Below are 17,613 nucleotides of genomic sequence, written 5' to 3' on the forward strand. Positions count from 1 at the left end.
AATGTAAAATAAGAACGAATGTACGAATTGGGAGTCGGATGTATTCGGAACATGAACAAGGCATCCCGGTAACAACTTGCGATATGACGGAAAGGAGGACTGACATGGAAAAAACAATCGTCCGACAAATCGTACTAGAAGCCATCAGTCGTTTGCAAAATGAACGGACAGATCGAAGCTTATTTCATCTGATTCAAGGAAAACGTTCAGCGACTTCCTTACAAGATGCCCATTTTTACGGACTGGAAGCTATTTTTGGAATGGTTCCATTAAAAAAAGACCGGTTTGAACAACTGTTACAGGAGCTGGAACATGCCGGCTGGATCGAGCGGGAGCAAACTTTGATGATTACAGATGCCGGAAGAGCACAAATCACTTCGCCTTTTTTACTGGATGACTTAGGGGGAGAACTGCGCGGTTATCCGATGCAGTTGTGGAAACGGATCAGTCTGTTGATTCAATCGATTGTCTGTCTCGATCAAAACACTTTTTTTATTCCGATACAACAAGACAGCGGGATAAAAGAGTGGGTCAGACAACAAATCCGTCAGATACCCGAACGGTCGGTTTGGATAACGGCTGTATATCAAGAACTGAATAAGGCGTTACATCAATTGACAGAACGAGATGCGATTCTCATCAGTTACCGGTTATCCGGACAAAAAACGGGGTTATCGTTTCCTCAATTGAGTGAACGGCTGGGAACGGACTTGCTTTCGCTACAGTTGGAATTTGTGATGGCCTGGCGAAGATGTCTACGGGCCTTACCTGAAGACGGTCTGATCCTGTCGCTAGGCAACGATATTGATCATTTTAAAATGACGCAGTCTGCGAAAAAGACCTGGGAATTACTGAAACAAGGCTACAGCGTTCAACAAATTGCCGAGAGGCGACGATTAAAAAAAAGTACGATGGAAGATCATCTCGTCGAAATCGCAATGTATGCTACTGCTTTTCCGCTCGAACAGTTTGTGACTGCTATCCAATATGAAGAGGTTGTCCGGGTCTCTGACCAGTTACAGACGTTCTCACTGAAACGGATTAAACAGGAATTGACGCAGGAAATGGACTATTTTCAAATCCGTATCGTCCTGGCAAGAAAGGTGGATCGTCCATGATGGAAGACGTATTAAAACAAATCTTTCGATATGATGGATTTCGTGACGGGCAACGTCAAATCGTCGAATCGGTCCTTGACGGTCATGATACAGTCGCTATCCTGCCGACAGGCGGAGGGAAATCGATTTGTTACCAATTGCCGTCTTATCTGCAAACGACCGGACTGACGTTAATTGTATCCCCATTGCTGTCACTGATCGAAGACCAGGTCATGCAGATCAAACGGCGGGGGGAACGATCCGTCGCCAAGTTGACGTCGCTTGAGTCGCGTGATCAAAAAGACCATATTTTACGCCATCTGAATCAGTTACGTTATTTATATCTGTCTCCTGAGCAGTTGGCTGTCCCGCAAATCCAACAACGGTTAGCGGACATCAAAATCAATCTGTTTGTCGTCGATGAAGCCCACTGTATCTCGCAGTGGGGGCACGAGTTCAGAACGGAGTATGCCAAACTGGGGTCTATCCGAAAACAGCTGGGTAATCCGACTTGCCTGGCTTTGACGGCTACGGCAACGAATCAAGTCGAACAGGACATCATTCAGGGGCTGGCACTTACACAACCTAACCGGATCCGTCATTCCGTCAACCGACCGGAAATTCAACTCATTGTTGAACAAACTGAACAAAACGAAAAAGATGCAGTGTTGAAAAGACGATTGAAGACCACCAATCGTCCATGCGTCATTTATACGACGACGCGGAAAGAAGCAGAACGAATCGCGGCGTTTGTTCCTCAGGCGGCCTATTACCACGCCGGTCTTGAACCGGAAGATCGACAACTGATTCAACAACAGTTCCTGCACGACGAAATTGATTGTCTGGTTTGTACCAGTGCATTTGGTATGGGTGTTGACAAAGGAAATGTCCGGACCGTCATTCATTATACGATGCCGGCGACGATTGAAGCCTATATGCAGGAAATCGGACGAGCGGGACGGGATGGTCAGCCCTCGACTGCTGTATTACTCTATGCACCAGGTGATCCACAACTGCAACAATTTTTAGCGGATAAACAATATGCGTCGTTGCTTTGGATTGATCAAGTGACACAATCCCGCGGACAAGGGGAGTCTTTTGAATCGATTGAACAACGCCTTCATCTCGAACCGGATGATCCCGCCTATCGATTGTTAAAAAGTCAACTTAAGGAAGGGAAAACAAAATCGCAAATTATTGACTGGCAGGAAAATCGGAAAAAAATACGTTTACGTGAACTTATGCAAATGATAAATTATATTCAAAATACGTTTTGTCGCCGTGCCTTCATCTTGGAGCATTTTGGCGAGAAGCCAGTTGTACAAGACCGGTGTTGTGACAATTGCGGTACGCTCACGGTGGACGAACCCGTCATAGAGGTCGATGTGAATCAACTTGACTGGAAACGTCGGCTAGAAGAAGTCTTTTTTTCATCCCGTCCTTCAGTGTAAACTAATAGTATTCCTTATTTTTTAGAAAAGGTGATGAAATTGAGTAAACACGATCAACGAAAAAATCGGCAAGATGAACAACAACGAACATCATTACCTCCCCGTTCCTCGAGAATCGAACACGTTCGAAATGAACGGTTAAAACAACCATTTGCTAAAAATCCACTCGCGATTACCCTCACCGTTTTGATGATTACCATTATCATTGCCTTTGTCTCCATCGGTTTCATGATGTAAGCGCACATTGTGAACGGAGATTTTTTTCCTTTACGGGTATACTAAAGGGAAGAAGAAAGGAGGCACGGTGCATGGATCGTGGGAAATATAATATCAAAGCAGTTGCTGCATTGGTGGGACTCAATCCGACGACCATTCGTGCTTGGGAACGGCGGTATCAAGTATTGGATCCGGATCGGAGCGAATCAGGCCATCGTATTTACAGCGATAACGATGTTGCCAAGCTGCGGTGGATTGTCGACAAACAAAAAGAAGGGCTATCGGTTTCGAAAGCCATTCAACTATATGAAATGCCGGTGAACCGAACGGAGGTTCCAACCGATTATGGAATCGAACTGCGTGACCAACTGTTCGAAGCACTGACGAGTTTCGAAGAACGGCACGCGCATGACATCATGAACAAAGCCTTTTCGATGTTTAGCTTTGATAAGGTCATTCAAGACATCGTCGGTCCGTTGTTACATGAAATCGGGATGCGATGGGAAAAAGGAACGATTACGATTGCCCATGAACATTTTGCGACGGCGTTCTTACGGGCGCGTCTCTCGACGTTATCCCTTCAAATGCCGATTAACCCCTTTTTGCCACGCATTCTGTGCGTTTGTGCACCGGAAGAAGAACATGAACTTGGATTGCTCTTCTTTACGCTGTATCTGCGTCAGAGCGGATTCGATGTCATTTTCCTTGGCGCGGGTATTCCAGTACCCGATCTTGTGGCAGTAACGAAACAGCTGACTCCTCGAGCAGTTGTTTTATCTTGTACGATTTCCGATCATTTAAAGGACCTGGATGAAGCAATTAACGAGATTCATCTGCATGCGCCGCAAACGGAAATTGGTTTGGGTGGCTATGCCGTTGACCAACATCCGGAAAAGTACGGGGATATGTTGCTTGGATCAGATGATACCGCTTGGAAAAGTTGGTTAAGTCGACTCACTCCGACAACTGGTGTATAGTGTGAGTCATATCGAACGGAGAGCTTTTGTACTCTGCCGAGTAACTGGAGGAGTCTAACATGAGGTTTGAGCAATTTAAACAAGGTCACTTACGGGTCTTCGTGTCAAAGCAAGAACTGTCTGCCCATGACGTTCGACCAGAAACGTTGGCTGTCGGAAAAGGACAAACATTATTACGTAATTTACTAGAAGAAGCAGAATCAAATTACGGATTTCATGCCGTCGGGACACTCGACTTTTTCGTCACATTTTTTCCGAATGACGGGATGTTGGTCGATGTTCGGCGTGAAGGTGCCTTGCCGGAAGAAACGTTTGAAGAATTTGATCAAGTGGAAATCAGGATGACGGTCGATATCGTGCATCATGTCTTATATCAACTGGATCAGTTGGAAGATGTCATTCAAGCGAGTCATGGTCTTGGGCGTCACATCGATCAAACGGAAACGGGTGGTACGCTGTATTTCTTTGAAAACCGTTATTATTTATACTTCCAAGAACAAATGAAGCAACACGTTGAGCAGACGATTACAACGATTCTGTCGGAATACGGATCACCGAGTCCGAAAAGTCCACTCGTGATGTCGGAATACGGCAAAACGATTCTGTTGGAACAAGCGGTTCCGGCTCTGATCGCAACCTTTACACCTTGATTCGGATGACCCGTTTTAATCGGGAATCGTCAACGTGTAGCTAAAAAGTCACTTCACCGAATGGATTCGGGAAGTGACTTTTTATGTGTCTGAACGGTTCTTGCGACCATTTTGTGTTTTTTCATACAAAAAGTGATGGTATGATAAGCATTGAACGTAAGATGAAGGAGTGAACAAGATGAAAGTGGCAGTATTGTTTGGCGGAATTTCTGGTGAACGTGAAGTTTCATTAAATAGTGGGAAATCGGTAATTAATGCGCTGGAAAGTAAAGGGCATGAAGTCGTTGCCGTCGACTTTCATCCAGAGCGTGCGGAGGAAATCTTAAATCTACAAGTCGAGGCCGCTGTCATTGCCCTTCACGGCAAGTTTGGTGAAGATGGTCGTGTCCAAGCACTACTAGAGATGGCAGGCATTCCATATACAGGTTCAGGAGTATTGGCGTCAGCGTTAGCGATGGACAAGGCGCGCTCGAAAGTACATTTCGAAAAAGCAGGCATTCGAATTGCGCGGGATGTGTTGGTCGAGCGAGGGGACGACATCGAACAAAAAGTCAAACAATGGGACAAGCAATTCCCTTGTGTCGTCAAGCCGGCACAAGAAGGTTCTTCGAATGGTTTAACGATTGCGACGGACGAACAGATGCTGCGTCAAGGCATCGAACTGGCTTTTGAGGCGGATGATGCGGTTTTGATTGAACAATTCATCAAAGGGCGTGAAGTTACAGTACCGGTTCTCGGGGCGAAAGGACAAGAAAAAGCCTTGCCGGTCATTGAGATCATTCCGAAAAATGAATTTTATGACTATGAGTCAAAATACGCAATCGGTGGATCGGAACATATCTGTCCGGCACAGTTTGACGACAAGACGACACAAACCTTACAGGAATGGGCTGTTTTAGCCCATCAAGTGTTAGGATGCGCCGGTTATTCGCGGTCCGATTTCCTTGTTCCCGATGAAGGGGCACCGGTTATTCTGGAGACGAATACGTTACCGGGGATGACCTCTACGAGTCTGTTCCCGGATGGTGCACGAGCTGTCGGAATCGACTATCCGGAACTGGTCGAAACATTTATTGAACTGGCGATTATGCGTCATCAAAGTGAATCGGCAAGCAAAAAAAAATGAAAATGAAGTAGATGGTAGAAAGCGCTTACAAATATGGTGGTAACCCCTTTCATTACGGCTCGGAAAAAGGTATACTTTATCCGAACAAGGAAACGGCATAGGGGATGCCACTTATGGGGAGGAACGTTGGAATGATCACTGACCAACAACACGCAAATCATCGCAAGAATGTACTCGAAGCAACACAAGAAATCGTCAAGGAAGCACTTGAAAAACTTGGTTACCCAGACGAGATGTATGAACTGTTGAAAGAGCCACTCCGGATGTTGACAGTCCGGATTCCGGTTCGAATGGATGACGGATCAACCAAAATCTTTACCGGTTACCGTGCCCAGCATAATGATGCTGTCGGCCCGACGAAAGGTGGAATTCGTTTCCATCCTAACGTAACGGAAGTCGAAGTCAAGGCATTGTCCGTCTGGATGAGTCTCAAGGCAGGAATCGTCGATTTACCTTACGGCGGGGGTAAGGGCGGAATCATCTGTGACCCACGTGAAATGAGTTTCCGTGAAATTGAACGGTTAAGTCGCGGATATGTTCGTGCCATCAGTCAAATCGTAGGTCCGACGAAAGATATTCCGGCACCGGACGTCTTCACGAATTCACAAATCATGGCGTGGATGATGGATGAGTACAGTCGAATCGATGAATTCAACTCACCAGGCTTCATTACTGGGAAACCATTAGTGCTTGGTGGTTCCCATGGTCGTGAGACGGCAACGGCAAAAGGTGTCGCCATCATGATTCGAGAAGCGGCTGCCAAAAAAGGAATCACGCTTGAAGGGGCACGTGTCGTCGTTCAGGGATTCGGTAACGCGGGAAGCTTCTTATCGAAATTTATGCATGATCTCGGTGCGAAAGTCATCGCCATCAGTGATGCATACGGAGCATTACACGATCCGAACGGTCTTGATATTCCGTATCTACTCGATCGTCGCGATTCATTTGGTACGGTAACGACCCTTTTCAAAAATACGATTTCGAATAAAGAGTTGTTGGAACTGGAATGTGATATTTTAGTCCCGGCAGCCATTGAAAATCAAATTACAGAAGACAATGCCCATGACATTAAAGCGAGTATCGTGGTCGAAGCGGCAAACGGTCCGACGACGAACGAAGCGACGAAGATTTTAGCGGACCGTGATATTTTGATTGTTCCGGACGTTCTCGCTTCAAGTGGTGGTGTAACAGTCTCTTACTTTGAATGGGTTCAAAATAATCAAGGATACTACTGGACGGAAGAAGAAGTGCATGAAAAACTTGAAAAAGTGCTCGTGAATTCCTTTAACCAGGTGTATCAAACGGCTCAGACAAGAAATGTCGACATGCGACTTGCAGCATACATGGTCGGTGTCCGGAAAATGGCGGAAGCGTCACGATTCCGTGGTTGGGTTTAATCTAAGTCAAGCTCACTTCTAAGTGAAGTGAGCTTTTTTGTATGGTTATTTCTTTCTTCAGCCGGAAAGATTTGCTAAGATGAAAAAAAAGCAAGCGGAAGAGGCGAAAGAGATATGTTGGATTGTATCGTCATCGGCGCAGGACCTTGCGGGTTATCAGCTGCAATTGAAATGCAGGACCGGGGATTGTCCGTCGAAGTGATTGAAAAAGGAAATATCGTGGAAGCCATTTATCAGTACCCGACACACCAGACGTTTTTTTCAAGCAGTGAAAAATTAGAAATCGGCGGTGTGCCTTTTATTAATAAAGAATTGAAACCGAAACGGCAAGATGCACTCGTTTATTACCGGGAAGTGGTACGGCGAAAAGAAGTTATCGTGCGACCATTTGAGACGGTTCAACACGTCGCGCACATCGACGGCGGGTTTAACGTGACTTCGCTTCGCAATCAGCAAGTCGTGACACGGGAAGCCAAATCGGTTGTTCTCGCGACCGGTTATTATGGACTGCCGAATAAGATGAATGTACCGGGGGAAGAGTTGCCACACGTCTTCCATTATTTTAAAGAAGGTCATCCGTTTTATGGCCAGGACGTTGTCGTAATCGGCGGGAAGAATTCGAGTGTCGATGCGGCAATTGAACTTGAAAAAGCAGGTGCCCGTGTGACGATGTTGTATCGCGGCGAATCGTATAGTCCATCGATTAAACCGTGGGTCCTGCCGAATTTTGAATCCCTGGTCCGGGCGGAAAAAGTGACAATGGTGTTTGACGCAACGATTGAAGAAATTACGAATGCGGAAGTGTTATATTCTGTTCACGGCGAACAGTTGGCTGTCAAAGCTGATTTTGTCTTCGCGATGACGGGTTACACACCGGATATCGGACTGTTCGCCGATGCCGGAATTGAAATCGATTCAGAAACAGGCATCCCTGTATTTGATGAAGTGACGATGGAGTCGAACATCGACGGCATCTATATCGCTGGTGTTGTTGCAGCCGGATATGACGCCAATAAAATCTTCATCGAAAATGGACGATTCCATGGTGAATTGATTGCCGACAGTCTCCTGCATCGTCTGAAACAAGAAACTGCACGATCATAATGTATATGTACACAAAGGGAGAGGCGTTCATAGCCCCTCCCTTTGTTGTCTGTTCTTTTATTCGACGCGGAAAGATTCTTCCAAAGCAGGGTGCGTCGCACTAATCTCAAGTTCGATCATTAATTTCAACCGTGCTTTTTGAGAATTCAGTCCATTTGAGAAAATCACACCGAGTTCTTTTAACTGTTGTCCGCCCCCGGTATACCCGTATACATCCTGGACGATTCCGTTGAAACAACGACTGACGATGACGATCGGCATTTGTTGTGTCAGTGTCTGAATCGCATCGACCAGGCTCGGCGGCACGTTTCCTTGACCGAGTACTTCTAGCACAAGGCCATCGTAACCGAGTTCGCTGACCGCAAGCAGTAAATCAGGCTCCATCCCGGCATAGACTTTGAGGACAGCAACGCGTTTGCTCAATTGTGTCACCATGTGGGTTGGTTTGAGAAGCGGTGTGTTAAATAAGTAAACATGATCTTTCGTCACCATACCCAAATTTCCGAAATGGACGGATTTAAAAGTATCGACGGAAGAAGTATGAGTTTTTGTGACGTTAAATGCAGAGTGGATTTCCCCGTTGAAGACGACGAGGACCCCTTTGTCTTGAGCAGCCTTACTGACGGCAACCCGTAAGGCGGTAATCAAATTAAATTCACCGTCTGATCCGACCTCATTGGAAGAACGCATCGCACCAGTCAAAACGATCGGGATCGGCGCTCCAATCGTGAGCTGGAGAAAGTATGCCGTTTCCTCTAACGTATCCGTGCCGTGTGTGATGACGACGCCGTCATATGCACCGTCCTCTAATTCCTTATCGATGAAGTGAGCAAGTCGCAACATGATTTCTGGTGTGATATGCGGAGACGGCAGATTGGAAAAGTGGCGTGTTGTAATGTCAGCAATGTCGGTCGCTTTGGGCAATGAGGCATCCAACGGATTGATTTCATTAGGTAAAACGTGACCGGAATGGTTTTGCGCCATGGCGATGGTGCCTCCGGTATGAATCAAAAGTAGTTTTTTCATTAAGTAGTCGTCGTCGTAAAACGAGCAACCTTCACCTTCTTTCCCGTCATTTTCATTAACATTGTACCCTTTTTTTCCAGAGAAACAATGGGTGCGGTTTTCTTTTTTGATAGAAACCTTTATTCTAAGAGAATAGGAAGGGGGAGGAGACGTGTTACCAATCGTTTTCTCAGGAATTGCCCCAGGAATTGCATTGCTGACATATTTTTATCTGCGTCACGAACATGAATCAGAGCCCGTAGGGTATATCCTGCGTAGTTTTATTTTCGGGATACTTCTTGTTTTTCCTTTAATGTTCATCGAATACATCATTCAAAATGAGTTTGGAGGACTGGAACCGATTCAATTGGTTCGTTCTGCTGTGACGGAAGAATTTGCAAAATGGTTTGTTGTGTTTTATACCGTCTATATCCATCAGCGGTTTAATGATTATTATGACGGAATCATTTATGCGGTCGCTTGTTCCTTAGGATTTGCGACACTGGAAAATATTTTATATTTGATGGTCAATGGGACGGTTGAACATATGATTTTCCGGGCGTTGTTACCGGTCTCCGGACATGCTTTATTTGCAGTCATCATGGGATTTTTTATGGGGAAAGCTAAATTTTCGAATCATCCGTATCGCTGGCTCGGATTATCGATTTTTGTTCCGATGATTGTACACACTATCTTTAATTTGTTAATATTGGAAAATGGTGGTATATCTATTGTGCCGATTTTATTTATGATTGGATTATGGACGGTCGGTCTGTATCAAATTCGAAGTGCAAATCGTTTGAACCAACGCCACAATAGAAAAAGTAACTGAATAGAATGGGCTGGGAGAGAGTAAGATGATAGAAACCGGAGATTTAGTCATGTTGACCAATCAAGAGGACCGTCAAGGGCGAACGAAAGTGACAGCCGTGACGAACCGACTGATTTGGATTGAGGCACCAAGTGAAGTCTCGACGTTAAAAACTTTTATCTTGTCAGATCAAGAACAAGTCGGATTTTACTTTTTTAAGGAAAAAGGAAAGCTGTATGGATTTGAGACGGAAGTCGTCGAACGTCAAAATGATCCGTTACGAGGTCAACGGTATGCGTTACGCCGGCCAAAAGAAGACATGATTCAGCGTGTCCAGCGCCGGCAGTTCGTCCGTGTGCCTCAATTGTTGGATGTAGCTGTTCATCCACATAAAACGGCTTTTGAACCATTCACTTCTGTGACGCTTGATTTATCGGCAGGCGGAATTTTAGTATTGGCTAATCAAATTCCAGTCGAAGTGAAGGAAGAGCTGGAATTAACCTTTTTATTGCCGACGGGAGACGGCGTGACTCATACAGTCGATGTTTTGGCAGAACTTGTCCGTGTTGACCCGAGAGAGGCCCGTTACGAACTAGCTTTTCAGTTTACTCGGATCAATGACCGAAATCGTGAACTGGTCTTACGGCACTGTTATCAAGCGCAAATGAAAAATTCACGGCGTGGGACGAATCCATTCACGTAAGGGCATTTTTTTGCTATGATAACGGTCGATACTACACACCACTTACGTTGGTGATGATGGAAGGAACGAAGTCACTCATGAAGAATATTCAAATTGCCTTAGACGGACCTGCAGGGGCCGGGAAAAGTACGATTGCCAAACAGTTAGCAGCACATCTCGATTATGTGTACATCGATACAGGGGCCATGTACCGTGCCGTCACGCTGGCCGCGTTAGAACAGGGGCTTGATTTAGAAGATGGTCCGGTCCTTGGAGAATTGATGAAATCACTCGATCTCCGTCTGACACCGGGAGAACACGGTCAACGGGTCTTCATCGGAGAACGGGAAGTGACGGAAGCGATTCGAACGAATGAAGTGACGAATAACGTTTCGTTTGTCGCCCGTCAGGCAGAAGTCCGGTCGGCGCTTGTCATTGCCCAACGCAAACTGGCGGAACATGGAGGAATCGTCATGGACGGTCGTGACATCGGCACAGTCGTCCTGCCTGAAGCCGAACTGAAAGTCTTTTTGACGGCATCGGTCGAAGAACGCGCCAGCCGCCGCCACCGTGAGAATGTCGCCCGCGGAATGGACAGCGATTTAGAAGCATTACAGGAAGAAATTGCCCTGCGCGATCAGCGAGACAGCGAACGGAAGGTTTCCCCGCTTAAGCAAGCAGAAGATGCCATTTACCTCGATACGACAGAATTGAACATTGATCAGGTCGTCGCCCGGTTAACTGAACTTGCAGAAGGTGTCCTGAAATGAAGAAAAACGAATTTGTTTATCGATTAGCACGATTCATCGTCCTGATGATTGCTAAAACGGTTTTCCGTTTAAAAGTGACGGGGAAGGAAAATATTCCGTCTGACGGATCACTCTTAGTCTGTGCCAACCACAGTTCCAACTGGGACCCGGTCTTTTTGGTCAGTGCCATTCCGACCAGCCGCTCCGTACGCTACATGGCGAAAGAAGAATTGTTCAATATCCCGGTTCTCAAGCAAATCATGATTTCAGCCGGAACTTATCCGGTCGGTCGCGGACAAGGTGATCGTCAGGCACTGAAGCGGACGATTGAATTGTTAAATTCGGATGAAACGGTCGGAATTTTTCCAGAAGGGACCCGATCGGCGCCAGGAGAGTTCACATCAGCCCAACCCGGTGTCGGATTCTTCGCTTTGCGTTCGCCGGCCCAGATCTTGCCGATTGCAATCATCGGCGATTACCGTCCGTTCCGAAGAATGCGCGTTGCCATCGGAAAACCGGTTGACATTACGGATTTAAGAGATCAACGAGGAGCGGCGAAGGCGATTTCCGAACGGATTTTGGAAGAAATCAAAACCGTCTACTTCAATCACGCGTAATGCCTTGACAAATAGTCAGAATTGTAAGAAGTTAGAAGAAGGATAAACGTATTCATACGTTTCTTGTACTCATCGTGAGGAGGTTGTGTTGGAATGGTCGAAGAAATGAAAGATATGCCTGATTTTGAAATTCATCGGGACCAGGTAATAACCGGAACGGTCGTGAAGATTGAAGACAAGCAAGCACTCATTGATATCGGATATAAGACAGAAGCAATCCTGCCGATTAGCGAAGTATCGAGTCTCCATTTGGATGACATTCAAGGTGCGCTCAAAGTCGGTGATGAACTACAAGTAAAGGTCAAGAAAATAACAGATGAAGAAGTAGTTGTTTCCAAACGTGAAGTAGATGCCTTGCAGGCATGGGAAAAAGTTGAAGCGAAATACGCATCGGGTGAAATTTTTGATGTTGTTGTAAAAGACATCGTCAAAGGCGGCCTTGTCGTCGATATCGGTGTTCGTGGATTCATTCCGGCTTCTCTTGTAGAACGACATTACGTGGAAGACTTTTCGGATTATATTGGTCGGACGATTGCTGTTAAAGTCGTCGAACTGGATCAAGAAAAAAATCGTGTCATTCTTTCGCATAAAGCCGTTGTCGAAGGCGAGCTGAATGCGAAGAAAAAAGAAACACTCGAACAGCTTGAAGTGGGCCAGATTTTAGAAGGAACAGTTCAACGCTTAACGGATTTTGGTGCGTTTGTTGATATTGGCGGTGTGGATGGATTAGTCCATATTTCTGAAATGGCACACCACCGTGTAGAACGGCCGTCTGATATCGTCACGGAAGGACAACAAGTCGAAGTGAAAGTACTTGGTGTCGACCGCGATACGGAAAAAGTAAAACTTTCAATTAAAGAAACGCAGCCGGGTCCGTGGCAACAGATGGAAGGTAAAATCGAAGCGGGAGATATCGTCAAAGGACGTGTCCGTCGAATCGTCCAGTTCGGTGCTTTCGTTGAACTAGCGCCACAGGTGGAAGGACTGCTTCACATTTCGCAAATCGCGAACCGTCACATCGGATCGCCGTCAGAAGTGCTTGAAGAAGGCCAGGAAATTGAAGCAAAAGTTCTTGAAGTGCATCTTGCGGAGCATAAAATTTCCTTGTCAACACGTGTGCTGGAGCAGGAAGAATCGTCGGAAGATGACTATTCTCAGTATACGGATCAAAACGAAGGATTTTCAGTTGCTGATCTTGCTGAGAAAGAATCGGATTCAAAAGAATAACGTAGTAAAAGTGGACACGAAACGTGTTCACTTTTTTTATGTTCCGATAGATATGGTATAAAACCGCTTCATTTGGTACAATAGAACGGCTATGAAGCGAGAGAAGAGAAAGAAGGTGTTGGGATGGCAATTCCAGTAGTGGCGATCGTAGGTCGCCCAAATATCGGAAAGTCGACGATTTTTAACCGGGTGATTGGAGATCGGGTTTCGATCGTAGAAGACAAGCCAGGCGTTACCCGCGACCGTATATACGGAACTGGAGAATGGCTGAATCGTCATTTTCATTTGATTGATACAGGTGGAATCGAAGTCGGGGATGAGCCCCTACTTCAAATGATGCGTCATCAGGCGGAACTCGCCATCGATGAAGCGGATGTCATTATTTTTATGGTCAACGGCCGTGAAGGCATTACATCAGCAGATGAAGAAGTTGCAAATATGTTATTCCGTTCAAATAAACCCGTGGTCATTGCGGTCAACAAAGTCGATAACTTTGAAATGCGCGATTTGATGTACGAGTTTTATTCATTAGGATTTGGTGATTTGTATCCGATTTCCGGAACGCATGGTTTAGGACTCGGGGATATGCTTGACCGTGTGCTTGAACTGGCACCGGATAAAGAAGATATCGAATACGATGAGGACACGATTAAGTTTGCTTTAGTCGGACGTCCGAACGTCGGGAAATCAAGTATGACGAATTCGATTCTCGGTGAAGAACGGGTCATCGTATCAAGTGTCGCCGGTACAACGCGCGATGCAATCGATACACCGTTCTCACGGGATGAACAAGAATACGTCATCATCGATACAGCCGGTATGCGCAAACGCGGAAAAGTCTATGAATCAACAGAACGATTCAGTGTCATGCGTGCACAAAAAGCCATCGAACGGGCGGATGTCGTCTGTGTCGTATTAGATGGTGAAGAAGGTATCATCGAGCAAGATAAAAAAGTTGCCGGTTATGCCCATGAAGCAGGTCGTGCAATCGTCATCGTCGTCAATAAATGGGATGCCGTTGAAAAAGACGATAAAACAATGAAAAAAATGGAAGAGGAAATTCGCGAAGAATTCCGGTTCCTTGATTATGCACCAATCGTTTTCGTCTCGGCGAAAACAAAACGTCGCTTACAGACGTTACTTCCTGTCATCAAACAAGCAGCGAAGAGTCATGCACAACGCATTCAGACAAGTGTCTTGAATGATGTCATCGTAGATGCGGTGGCGATGAATCCCGCACCAACGGATAAAGGTGTTCGTCTGCGGATTAACTATGCGACACAGGTCGCTTCCCGTCCGCCGACATTCGTTTTATTCGTCAATGATCCGGAATTGTTACACTTCTCGTACAAACGTTATCTGGATAACCGGATTCGTGAAGCCTTTGATTTTACAGGAACACCGATTCGGATTCTGGCACGTCAAAAACAATAAGGACAAGGTGAATCATGATGAAAAAAATCGCAGTCATTGGAGCCGGGAGTTGGGGAACCGCACTCTCACTCGTTTTAGCCGATAACGGTCATGAGGTCATTCTTTATGGTCGGGATCAAAAAAATGTTGATGCCATTAATCAAAATCATGAAAATACGCAGTTCTTACCAGATGTGACGTTGCCGGAATCACTTCGGGCAACAACTGTTTTAAGCGAAGCTGTTGAAGGGGTCTCACATATCTTGATTGTGACGCCCTCTTCTGCGATTCGTTCTGTATCGCGTCAACTGAATGAATTGTTGACGGAACCGGTCGTGTTGATTCATGCCTCGAAAGGGATTGAGCCTAAAACACACTTGCGGCTGTCGGAATTGATGGAACAAGAAATTGACGCCTCTAAACGTTCGGCAATTTGTGTGTTGACGGGTCCATCCCACGCGGAAGAAGTCGCATTACGCAAGCCGACGACTGTGACGGTTGCTTCAACGGATATGGCAGAGGCTGGACGTGTGCAGGAATTATTTACGAATGATAATTTCCGTGTCTATTTGAATGCCGATATCATCGGAGCCGAATTGGGCGGAGCATTCAAGAATATCATTGCTTTAGCAGCCGGAATGGCGGACGGGTTAGGGTACGGCGATAATGCCAAAGCGGCCTTGATCACCCGTGGAATGGTTGAAATTGCACGGCTCGGCACATTGTTCGGCGCTAATCCGATGACGTTTACCGGATTGACCGGCATGGGAGATTTGATTGTCACGTGTACATCGGTCCACAGCCGGAACTGGCGTGCAGGAAATGCGATTGGCCGGGGGGAAAAACTCGAAACCGTTCTCGAAAACATGGGAATGGTCGTCGAAGGTGTCCGGGCGACGCAAGCCGCTTATGATTTAGCAGAAACCAAGCAATGTGAGTTACCCATCACGACAGCGCTCTATCATGTCTTATTTGACGGACACACTCCGGCAGAAGAAGTACAGAAGTTGATGCGCCGTCCGCAAAAAAATGAGATTGAACATCTGTTTACGATGAAAGATTAACGGAGTGGGGTGGAAACCTTGAGTCCTGGATTACTAAAAATGTGGATTTCATTCGCCGGGATCGGTTTGTTTGCGATCAGTGTCTTATTGGTCACGATCAGTCGGACCAAATTATCCGGAGGCTGGCAATTTTTGATGTCGACCATTGCTTTTCTTTGTTTCATCGTCGCATCAATCATCATGGTCTTTATCGTCATGGCAGGTCCGAGCGCATGAAAAAACTTCTAGTGGTTTTCATGCTGGTCCCGGTCATGTTGTTATCCGGTTGTCTGTTTCCGGACAGTCAAAAACCGTCGAATCGGGTTCCTTATCCGGAACAGATTCGGACGGTCCAAAATGCAGTGGACGCGTATCAAAAGGATACTGGGGTTTTGCCGATTAAAACACGAGAAGCAGATACGCCATTAATGGAACGCTATCAAATCGAACTGGGACGTCTGATTCCGCGATACATGAGTGACCCGCCTCCAAACAGTTTTGAAGGTGGCGGTACATTCATTTATTTACTCGTCGACGTCGAGAAAAAACCGACCGTCAAATTGATGGATTTGCTTGTAGCAGAAGAACTTCAAAAGCTTCAAGTACGGATTGATACGTACCGTAAGAAAAATGACAAGTATCCCTTCAAAGGTTCGATCGGGAAAAATCAGTTCACGCTGGATTATAAAAAGTTGTTTATTAAAGAAGAACCGAAAGTGCCAAGTCCGTATTCGGACGAAAAATTGTCCATCTATGTCGATGGGCAAGGGCAGTTGTTCATCAACTACTTGCCTGAACTCGAAAAAGCCGTCGAAACAGCGAAGAAAACACCAAAACCCGGTCAAGATATTCGGCATTTGCTTTACGATGAACAACCTTTTGTTCCTGCATACTCCCAAAGTTACACAATCAACAAAAAAGGCGAACCTGTGTTTTCTGAAGAATCGATCGAAGAATCAGAAAATTAATAGGGATTCTAACGAAAATGTTGTAATATCAACGTTTATAAGGTATGATTAGCCTCGAAGAAGTGATTGGGAGGGGGTGAACGTAATGAACAAAACTGAACTCATTCAAGCAGTTGTCGAAAAATCAGGTCTGACTAAAAAAGACGTGACGAAAGTTGTAGAATCAACATTCGAATCGATCACTGAGACACTTCAGTCTGGAGAGAAAGTCCAATTGATTGGCTTTGGTAACTTCGAAGTCCGTGAACGCGCAGCTCGTAAAGGTCGCAACCCACGTACAAAAGAAGATATCGAAATCCCAGCAAGCAAAGTACCGGCTTTCAAACCAGGTAAAGCATTGAAAGATGCGGTTAAGTAATTCGGCTACATAGTCGTTCGAGGAAATCCTCGGACGGCTTTTTTTGTGGACATTGAGAGACGAGAAAACGGACTGATTATGGTATATTAAAAAAGAAGAAAATCCATCAACGAGATGGCACTGGAGATCGGGGGGTAAAAGCATGAATCATCAAGAGCTGCTCGTGGAAGAAATGGTCACTGCACTCACTACAAAACAAACAACACAATTGGCTCGGCATGTGGATTTCCCTTCCATCAATCGTGAACAAATCAGTTGGTTGATCGATGTCGCCCAAAATGAAACGTTGGCTTGGCAATCACTTGTCAAAGGTGTGCATTATGCACAAGTGGCCTTACTGTTACACGAACGTGTCGGAGAGACCGAAAGAGGTTCAAAAGAACGACAATTGCTGGTTTTGGCGGGGGATTTGTTTTCGAGCTATTTCTTCGAAGAATTGGCGTCTCTTCCCCAAACGGCACTCGTAACACTCGGGCGGACCGTTCAGCATGTGAACGAAGCAAAATGTGCCCTTCATGAGGAAAACTACGATTCAACCGAAGAGTATGTCTTATTATGGTTAAAGGCAGAATTCGGATTGGTTCAAGGACTAGCAACGATTAGCGGAAGAGACTGGTTGACGGAGGACGGACAACGTTTAATCCGTCAACGGGCACGAAGCTTACAGGCAAGTGCCCAACAACTGTTATTATCTCATCTGGAACAGATGGCAGTAGCGTAAT

At 45.8% G+C, this 17,613-nt stretch carries 20 protein-coding genes; 19 read left to right on the forward strand and 1 reads right to left on the reverse strand.

The annotated features are described in order from the left end of the window. The first annotated feature begins 104 nt into the window (after nt 1-104). The 8 genes from DVG79_RS03945 (at nt 105) to DVG79_RS03980 (ending at nt 8,018) form a co-directional block, all read left to right on the forward strand. Complete coding sequence (locus DVG79_RS03945) at nt 105-1,118, forward strand: YpbB family protein (protein WP_114595540.1); 1,014 nt, start codon at nt 105-107, stop codon at nt 1,116-1,118. Then, the gene (locus tag DVG79_RS03950; protein ID WP_114595541.1) at nt 1,115-2,548 is read left to right on the forward strand and encodes a RecQ family ATP-dependent DNA helicase; all 1,434 of its coding nucleotides are present in this window, start codon (nt 1,115-1,117) and stop codon (nt 2,546-2,548) included. The genes DVG79_RS03945 and DVG79_RS03950 overlap by 4 nt, the downstream gene beginning before the upstream one ends. A 39-nt stretch (nt 2,549-2,587) precedes the next feature. Continuing rightward, nucleotides 2,588-2,785: a hypothetical protein gene (locus DVG79_RS03955; protein WP_233494518.1), complete on the forward strand. Its 198-nt coding sequence runs from the start codon at nt 2,588-2,590 to the stop codon at nt 2,783-2,785. Between the two features lie 71 nt (nt 2,786-2,856). Then, complete coding sequence (locus DVG79_RS03960) at nt 2,857-3,741, forward strand: MerR family transcriptional regulator (RefSeq protein WP_114595543.1); 885 nt, start codon at nt 2,857-2,859, stop codon at nt 3,739-3,741. 59 nt (nt 3,742-3,800) lie between these two features. Continuing rightward, complete coding sequence (locus tag DVG79_RS03965; protein WP_114595544.1) at nt 3,801-4,391, forward strand: adaptor protein MecA; 591 nt, start codon at nt 3,801-3,803, stop codon at nt 4,389-4,391. Between the two features lie 178 nt (nt 4,392-4,569). Next, the gene (locus DVG79_RS03970; protein WP_114595545.1) at nt 4,570-5,517 is read left to right on the forward strand and encodes a D-alanine--D-alanine ligase; all 948 of its coding nucleotides are present in this window, start codon (nt 4,570-4,572) and stop codon (nt 5,515-5,517) included. A 131-nt stretch (nt 5,518-5,648) separates the two neighbouring features. Beyond that, the gene (locus DVG79_RS03975; protein ID WP_114595546.1) at nt 5,649-6,914 is read left to right on the forward strand and encodes a Glu/Leu/Phe/Val family dehydrogenase; all 1,266 of its coding nucleotides are present in this window, start codon (nt 5,649-5,651) and stop codon (nt 6,912-6,914) included. A gap of 114 nt (nt 6,915-7,028) precedes the next feature. Beyond that, a complete protein-coding gene (locus tag DVG79_RS03980; RefSeq protein ID WP_114595547.1) occupies nt 7,029-8,018 on the forward strand; it encodes a YpdA family putative bacillithiol disulfide reductase in 990 nt (329 codons plus the stop codon). A gap of 57 nt (nt 8,019-8,075) precedes the next feature. On the opposite strand, the gene DVG79_RS03985 is transcribed toward DVG79_RS03980, so the two are convergent. Next, nucleotides 8,076-9,044, reverse strand: coding sequence for an asparaginase (locus DVG79_RS03985; RefSeq protein WP_114595548.1), 969 nt, complete (start codon nt 9,042-9,044; stop codon nt 8,076-8,078). A 151-nt stretch (nt 9,045-9,195) separates the two neighbouring features. Between DVG79_RS03985 and prsW the strand changes: the two genes are divergently transcribed. The 11 genes from prsW to DVG79_RS04040 all read left to right on the forward strand — a co-directional run bounded on the left by prsW (nt 9,196) and on the right by DVG79_RS04040 (nt 17,612). Beyond that, nucleotides 9,196-9,855, forward strand: a complete 660-nt coding sequence (gene prsW / locus DVG79_RS03990) for a glutamic-type intramembrane protease PrsW (protein WP_114595549.1) — start codon at nt 9,196-9,198, stop codon at nt 9,853-9,855. A gap of 25 nt (nt 9,856-9,880) precedes the next feature. Beyond that, nucleotides 9,881-10,537, forward strand: coding sequence for a flagellar brake protein (locus tag DVG79_RS03995; protein WP_114595550.1), 657 nt, complete (start codon nt 9,881-9,883; stop codon nt 10,535-10,537). A 77-nt stretch (nt 10,538-10,614) separates the two neighbouring features. Beyond that, nucleotides 10,615-11,286, forward strand: coding sequence for a (d)CMP kinase (gene cmk / locus DVG79_RS04000; RefSeq protein ID WP_114595551.1), 672 nt, complete (start codon nt 10,615-10,617; stop codon nt 11,284-11,286). Continuing rightward, nucleotides 11,283-11,882 (forward strand): lysophospholipid acyltransferase family protein, encoded by a 600-nt coding sequence (locus DVG79_RS04005; protein ID WP_114595552.1) that lies wholly within the window; start codon nt 11,283-11,285, stop codon nt 11,880-11,882. Before cmk ends, DVG79_RS04005 begins: the two co-directional genes overlap by 4 nt. 93 nt (nt 11,883-11,975) lie before the next feature. Then, nucleotides 11,976-13,109 (forward strand): 30S ribosomal protein S1, encoded by a 1,134-nt coding sequence (gene rpsA / locus DVG79_RS04010; protein WP_114595553.1) that lies wholly within the window; start codon nt 11,976-11,978, stop codon nt 13,107-13,109. Between the two features lie 123 nt (nt 13,110-13,232). Beyond that, the gene (gene der / locus DVG79_RS04015) at nt 13,233-14,543 is read left to right on the forward strand and encodes a ribosome biogenesis GTPase Der (protein WP_114595554.1); all 1,311 of its coding nucleotides are present in this window, start codon (nt 13,233-13,235) and stop codon (nt 14,541-14,543) included. 17 nt (nt 14,544-14,560) lie between these two features. Then, nucleotides 14,561-15,586 (forward strand): NAD(P)H-dependent glycerol-3-phosphate dehydrogenase, encoded by a 1,026-nt coding sequence (locus DVG79_RS04020; protein ID WP_199505853.1) that lies wholly within the window; start codon nt 14,561-14,563, stop codon nt 15,584-15,586. Nucleotides 15,587-15,625: 39 nt separating this feature from the next. Then, on the forward strand, nt 15,626-15,802 hold the full coding sequence (locus DVG79_RS04025) for a DUF2768 domain-containing protein (RefSeq protein WP_034769842.1): 177 nt from the start codon (nt 15,626-15,628) through the stop codon (nt 15,800-15,802). After that, nucleotides 15,799-16,533 carry a hypothetical protein gene (locus DVG79_RS04030; RefSeq protein WP_114595556.1) on the forward strand — a complete coding sequence of 245 codons (735 nt, stop codon included), beginning with the start codon at nt 15,799-15,801 and terminating at the stop codon, nt 16,531-16,533. Before DVG79_RS04025 ends, DVG79_RS04030 begins: the two co-directional genes overlap by 4 nt. An 85-nt stretch (nt 16,534-16,618) precedes the next feature. Then, the gene (locus DVG79_RS04035; RefSeq protein WP_012370671.1) at nt 16,619-16,891 is read left to right on the forward strand and encodes an HU family DNA-binding protein; all 273 of its coding nucleotides are present in this window, start codon (nt 16,619-16,621) and stop codon (nt 16,889-16,891) included. Between the two features lie 142 nt (nt 16,892-17,033). Further along, nucleotides 17,034-17,612, forward strand: a complete 579-nt coding sequence (locus DVG79_RS04040) for a heptaprenyl diphosphate synthase component 1 (RefSeq protein ID WP_114595557.1) — start codon at nt 17,034-17,036, stop codon at nt 17,610-17,612. Nucleotide 17,613: the final 1 nt, after the last annotated feature.

The organism is Exiguobacterium sp. RIT594, from assembly GCF_003339585.1.
GTDB lineage: Bacteria > Bacillota > Bacilli > Exiguobacteriales > Exiguobacteriaceae > Exiguobacterium_A.